The organism is Chamaesiphon polymorphus CCALA 037 (genome assembly GCF_003003845.1).
Lineage (GTDB): Bacteria > Cyanobacteriota > Cyanobacteriia > Cyanobacteriales > Chamaesiphonaceae > Chamaesiphon > Chamaesiphon polymorphus.
Map to the genome: position 1 here is coordinate 1 of NZ_PVWO01000446.1, position 4,914 is coordinate 4,914.

The following is a 4,914-nucleotide window of genomic DNA, read 5'->3' on the forward strand; positions in this document are numbered from 1 at the left end:
CCCAAAGTACTATCTACCCAAATTTTACCTTCGTGTCGATCGATAATTTTCCGACAAATTGTTAAGCCCAGACCCGTACCACCTTTTTTGCGAGAATCAGAGGCATCAACTTGTTGAAATCTTTCAAAGATACTTTCTAATTTATGAGCGGGAATTCCTTGTCCTTCATCGCGCACTTGAAATAGTACTACCTCCACCGCGTTCTTGGCTTTGGATTTAGATGTTTTTTGACCCTTTGGCACTGGGAGCGGCTGTCGCTGAGTCTCAACTGTCAGCCACACCTTACCGCCTGGTGCAGAAAATTTGATCGCATTGCTAATCAGATTAGTCAATGTCTGGAGAATATAATCTGCATCCGCCCAAATGTTGGCATTTAGGGGTTGATTGACGAGGGTAATGCCATGCTGTTGCGCCATGGGTTGCATCGCTTCGACTGCTTGCACCATCAGATCGGCAGCATTACACGCTTGTTTTTCGATCGTCACAGCTCCCGATTCGATCCGTTGGAGATCGAGGACGCTATTTACCAGCCGTACCAGTCGTTCGGTATTCTCATCGGCGATCGCCAGTAGTTGTTGTCCGTCGCTCGAAAGAGTCCCCAAGCGTCCTGTCGCCAAGATTTTGAGGGCACTATGGAGGGATGTTAGCGGCGTGCGGAGTTCGTGACTGACGACAGAGATAAATTCATCTTTCATCCGTTCGATTGCCTTACGATCGCTGATATCGCTAGTCAGGGCAAAAAAACCGCCCACTCGATCCTCAAGATCCCGGTGGGGAATGTAAGTAACGCTCACCGATCGACTGCTACCATCAATGAGATCGATCTCATTTTCATAGGTGACAACTTGCCCAGCTAGAGCCGTCTGAATGTAAGGTTCCATTCTTTGATAACAATCATTGCCCCAGACTTGACGCATATGGGTACCGTGCATCGCCGTTAGCGACTGTCCCAGCCAGTCAGTATAGGCTCGATTGTTAAATTGATAGCACTCGCGATCGTCGATATAGGCAATTAATACTGGCAACGCATTGGTAATCAGTCGCAACTGCTCCTCACTCTGGCGCAGGGCTGTTTCTGCCTGCTTGCGATCGTCGATTTCCTGCTGGAGACTGACATTAACAGCTTGCAGTTGTGCCGTTCTTTCCGCCACAATCTCCTCTAAATGTTCCCACAACTCCCCTTGAGCGAGGGCGATGCTAATTTGATCGGCGAGCTGTTGCATCAGTTCTAGCTCAAAATCCGCCCACTGGCGAGGTCGATCGCATTGATGAGCGATCAGCAATCCCCACAGCGGATGAGTAGGAGGTGTCGATCTGGGCGGATGGACGCTCGAACTGTGCAAAATCGGCACGATTAATTTAGCTTTGACCCCAAACTGTTCGACGAATTCTACCAGACAATCGGCTACATCCGCCTGCGGATCGCGGACATCCGCCACCGCTCTCACGCGTCCGCGCGCATACCGCTGTTGGTACTCATGCGGAAATACTTCTTCTGGAAATTCCATCCCCAAAATTGCCTGATATTCCGGCAATACGGCTTCACTAATCGGTTTGCCAGTACCGTCAGCCAGCACCTGATAAATCAAAACTCGATCGGCTGTTAATACCCGTTGGACTTCGGTGACGATCGTCCGCAGAATTTCGGATAGTTGTAATGACTGACGAATCTTAAAAGCAATATCTGCAAACAATTCCACCTGTTGCCGTTCTCTCTGAATTTGGGCGGCTGGCGGTACCGATCGATCGTCACTAGGCATCGCGGCTGAATTTCGATTTCTCGCAGCCGATATTTTTTTTGGTGGCTTAGACGGTTTACCTGTCATTCGATCGGTGGTGTTGGGGCGAGGCTATCGGTGATATCATCATCTTACCGAAAAACCAGCTTTTAGCTAAGTAATGACAGATTTCCCACCAGAATGGTTGCAGGGTATTCAGGAATTTAATCAGGGTGAGTATTATGCCTGTCACGATACGCTCGAAGCTTTGTGGATGGAGTCGGTAGATCCAGACAAGAAGTTTTATCAAGGCGTGTTGCAAATTGCGGTGGCTTGCTATCATCTCCACAATCGCAATTGGCGCGGTGCGGTAACTTTGCTCGGCGAAGGAATCGGGCGGCTACCTTATTATCAACCTGTATATGCAGGTATCGATGTGACTAAATTGATAGAAGATAGTCGGAATTTATTAAATACCTTACAATCGATCGGGATTGAAGGGATCGATAATTTTGTCGATCGATTATCTCAAGATTCAAGTATTTTGCCGATGGTTCGATCGATCGAAAGCAATCTTTAGGTCACTGGTTGTTACTAATTTCTTAAAAAGTAGCCAATTCATATATATTTGAATTGCCATTTATTTGAACGAACTTCGCCAGTTTTTGTAAATCTTCGCGATCGAGACTATTCTCATCGGCAGAACATTTGATGATGTAAGCTAATCCTCGATCGTCTATTTTAAATATCGCCATTCCACCGTCTGGATCGTAGACAATTGGCTCGGAACTCGCCCATTTACAGTCACCGCTACCAGCCAATATTTCTAGATCGAGTGTTACGAGTCGATCTAATTCTACATAGACAAAACTCTCCAGATCTTCGATAGATGCGATCGACGATAGAGCTTGTGGATCTGCCGCAGCAATAATTATACTTCCAGCCACGATTTAACCTCCAATAGTCACACCAAAATGATGGATTTGATTAAATCCATCTCGTGGCCAGCCTTCATTTCCAACCGCGCTTTAAGTATTACTTTCTGATTTATTTTTAGCTGCCTCAGCCGATTCGATTTGACTGGGAGACTTTACAGCAGATTCGATCGCGTCTACTTCTTTCTTAAACTCTGACTGAAAATCATTCGAGGCTTCCTGGAAACCTTTAATCGCTTTGCCTAGACTCTTACCTATTTCTGGTAACTTCTTGGGGCCAAATACCAATAGTACGACAACTGCGATCGCGATAGTTTCCGGTAACCCAATCCCAAAAAAGTTCATAATCTTCTTCCTGCTTCCAATTGCTCTGGCTGTGTCTACAGTTATGCACCGTCATTTTATCGATCGAGGCTTAGATCGAATCCGGTGAGATCGACTAACCTATTATCTTTTAACTATCGACGATCGACGATCGACTAATCTAAAGTGGCTATCGATCGGATATGGGATAGAGTCAATCTCGCGATTGCGATCCAGGAATAAACCTGACAAAGGCTACCGTTGTTTACCCATCCCAATCTCCAGTCACAACCTGTGCCTATTGTCCGCCGCCACTCCAGTCAACAGAGAAACTATCTAGAACTAGAGAGTTATTGTAGATTTGGAGAATGATGAGTAAAAAGACTGCGAATAAGAGCATAAATACGCCCATAACTGGGGTAGTGCCCCAACCAGGAACGACTTTACCATATTCTGCATTTAGAGGTCTGAGCAGATCTCCTAATTTTGTGCGTTGTGCCATGTGTCGATAATGTTATGTGGATACTATTATATAGGCGGGGTGGAAACATTCCACATCCCTCAGTGTACCAAACAAAATTCTCCTTTTCGACAACCGATCCCGTTCTATTTCGAGTCGAGCAGGCCATGTGTTGACATCCCCACCGCTTGAGTAGATTCGAGTCTGCTTGGTGTCGATCGCTGTAATATTTGGTAAATTTTTGTAAAATTCATTAATATTGTAAGAGAAGCAACATCCTTAAATTAAAAAAATCATGGAATCTGCAACAGTTCTTAGCATTACGTTAGGCGCAGCGGTGATCCTCACCACTGCTTACGGTCTATATATCTCCTTCGGCCCTCCAGCCAAGCAATTGTCCGATCCTTTCGACGATCATGAAGACTAAGTTAGTCGATCGTCGATCGTTGATAGCTGTAGGGTGGGCAGTGCCCACCACATGGGCTTGAGAGATTTATATTCCTGTATCGATCGAACAGTTTCGCCGATAATATCTAATCCCGAATCGTTGTGTATTAGACGATCGCAGTGGCTTTAGATAGCAAGGGGAATCCTAGTTTTTCGCGCTGTGCGAGATAGAGGTGGGCTACTTGGCGTGCCAATCCACGTACTTTGCCGATGTAGCGCGTTCTTTCGGTGACTGAGATGACACCGCGCGCATCGAGCATGTTAAAAGTATGAGAGCATTTGAGCACATAATCCAAGCTCGGCATGACCAGCTCTTTAGCGATTAATTGTTCGGCTTCTTGCTGATAGAGGTCGAACAGCGTAAATAATAATTCGGGATTAGACGCTTCAAAATTGTAAGTAGATTGCTCGATTTCCGATTGGAGATAGATATCGGCATAGGTAAGTGTATCGTTCCATTGAATTTTGGCGATCGAATCTACGCCTTGCAGGTACATACACAACCGCTCTAAACCGTAGGTAATCTCGATCGATACCGGACGACAATCGATCCCGCCACACTGTTGGAAGTAGGTAAATTGAGTAACTTCCATCCCATCTAGCCACACTTCCCAACCGACACCCCAAGCACCCATGGCGGCGTCTTCCCAGTTATCTTCGACAAACCGGATATCGTGATCTGCTGGCTCGATGCCCACGGCGCGGAGGGAGTCGAGATAGACGTCTTGAATATTATCGGGAGAGGGTTTGATCAGAACTTGGTATTGATAGTAATGTTGATAGCGGTTGGGGTTTTGGCCATACCGACCGTCGCCCGGACGCCGACAGGGTTCGATATATGCCACCGACCACGGTTCGGGGCCGATCGATCGCAAGAAGGTATGATGGCTTTTGGTGGCAGCACCTTTTTCGGTATCGTATGCTTGGACGATCGAACAGCCTTGTGCGCTCCAGAATTGGTTGAGAGTAGCGACGACAGATTGAAAGTTCATGGATAGAGGGTAGAGGATAAGAGTCAAAAATAAGTCTAAGAGTTGGCTAGACTTCGATT

At 46.4% G+C, this 4,914-nt stretch carries 7 protein-coding genes; 2 read left to right on the forward strand and 5 right to left on the reverse strand.

Translation table 11 applies throughout. The annotated features are described in order from the left end of the window. A partial coding sequence (locus C7B77_RS23985; RefSeq protein ID WP_106310833.1) for an ATP-binding protein occupies nucleotides 1-1,826 on the reverse strand: 1,826 nt, incomplete at its 3' end. A 73-nt stretch (nucleotides 1,827-1,899) separates the two neighbouring features. Between C7B77_RS23985 and C7B77_RS23990 the strand changes: the two genes are divergently transcribed. Continuing rightward, entirely contained in the window at nucleotides 1,900-2,298 is a 399-nt protein-coding gene (locus tag C7B77_RS23990) for a DUF309 domain-containing protein (RefSeq protein WP_106310836.1), read from the forward strand. A 22-nt stretch (nucleotides 2,299-2,320) separates the two neighbouring features. On the opposite strand, the gene C7B77_RS23995 is transcribed toward C7B77_RS23990, so the two are convergent. The 3 genes from C7B77_RS23995 to psbH all read right to left on the reverse strand — a co-directional run bounded on the left by C7B77_RS23995 (nucleotide 2,321) and on the right by psbH (nucleotide 3,458). Then, nucleotides 2,321-2,665, reverse strand: a complete 345-nt coding sequence (locus C7B77_RS23995) for a hypothetical protein (protein WP_106310838.1) — start codon at nucleotides 2,663-2,665, stop codon at nucleotides 2,321-2,323. Between the two features lie 81 nt (nucleotides 2,666-2,746). Then, nucleotides 2,747-2,998 (reverse strand): TatA/E family twin arginine-targeting protein translocase, encoded by a 252-nt coding sequence (locus tag C7B77_RS24000; protein WP_106310841.1) that lies wholly within the window; start codon nucleotides 2,996-2,998, stop codon nucleotides 2,747-2,749. Nucleotides 2,999-3,254: 256 nt separating this feature from the next. After that, nucleotides 3,255-3,458: a photosystem II reaction center phosphoprotein PsbH gene (psbH, locus tag C7B77_RS24005; RefSeq protein ID WP_106310844.1), complete on the reverse strand. Its 204-nt coding sequence runs from the start codon at nucleotides 3,456-3,458 to the stop codon at nucleotides 3,255-3,257. 253 nt (nucleotides 3,459-3,711) lie between these two features. Between psbH and psbN the strand changes: the two genes are divergently transcribed. Further along, the gene (psbN, locus tag C7B77_RS24010; protein ID WP_015161111.1) at nucleotides 3,712-3,843 is read left to right on the forward strand and encodes a photosystem II reaction center protein PsbN; all 132 of its coding nucleotides are present in this window, start codon (nucleotides 3,712-3,714) and stop codon (nucleotides 3,841-3,843) included. Between the two features lie 127 nt (nucleotides 3,844-3,970). On the opposite strand, the gene glyQ is transcribed toward psbN, so the two are convergent. Continuing rightward, on the reverse strand, nucleotides 3,971-4,855 hold the full coding sequence (gene glyQ / locus C7B77_RS24015; protein ID WP_106310847.1) for a glycine--tRNA ligase subunit alpha: 885 nt from the start codon (nucleotides 4,853-4,855) through the stop codon (nucleotides 3,971-3,973). Nucleotides 4,856-4,914: the final 59 nt, after the last annotated feature.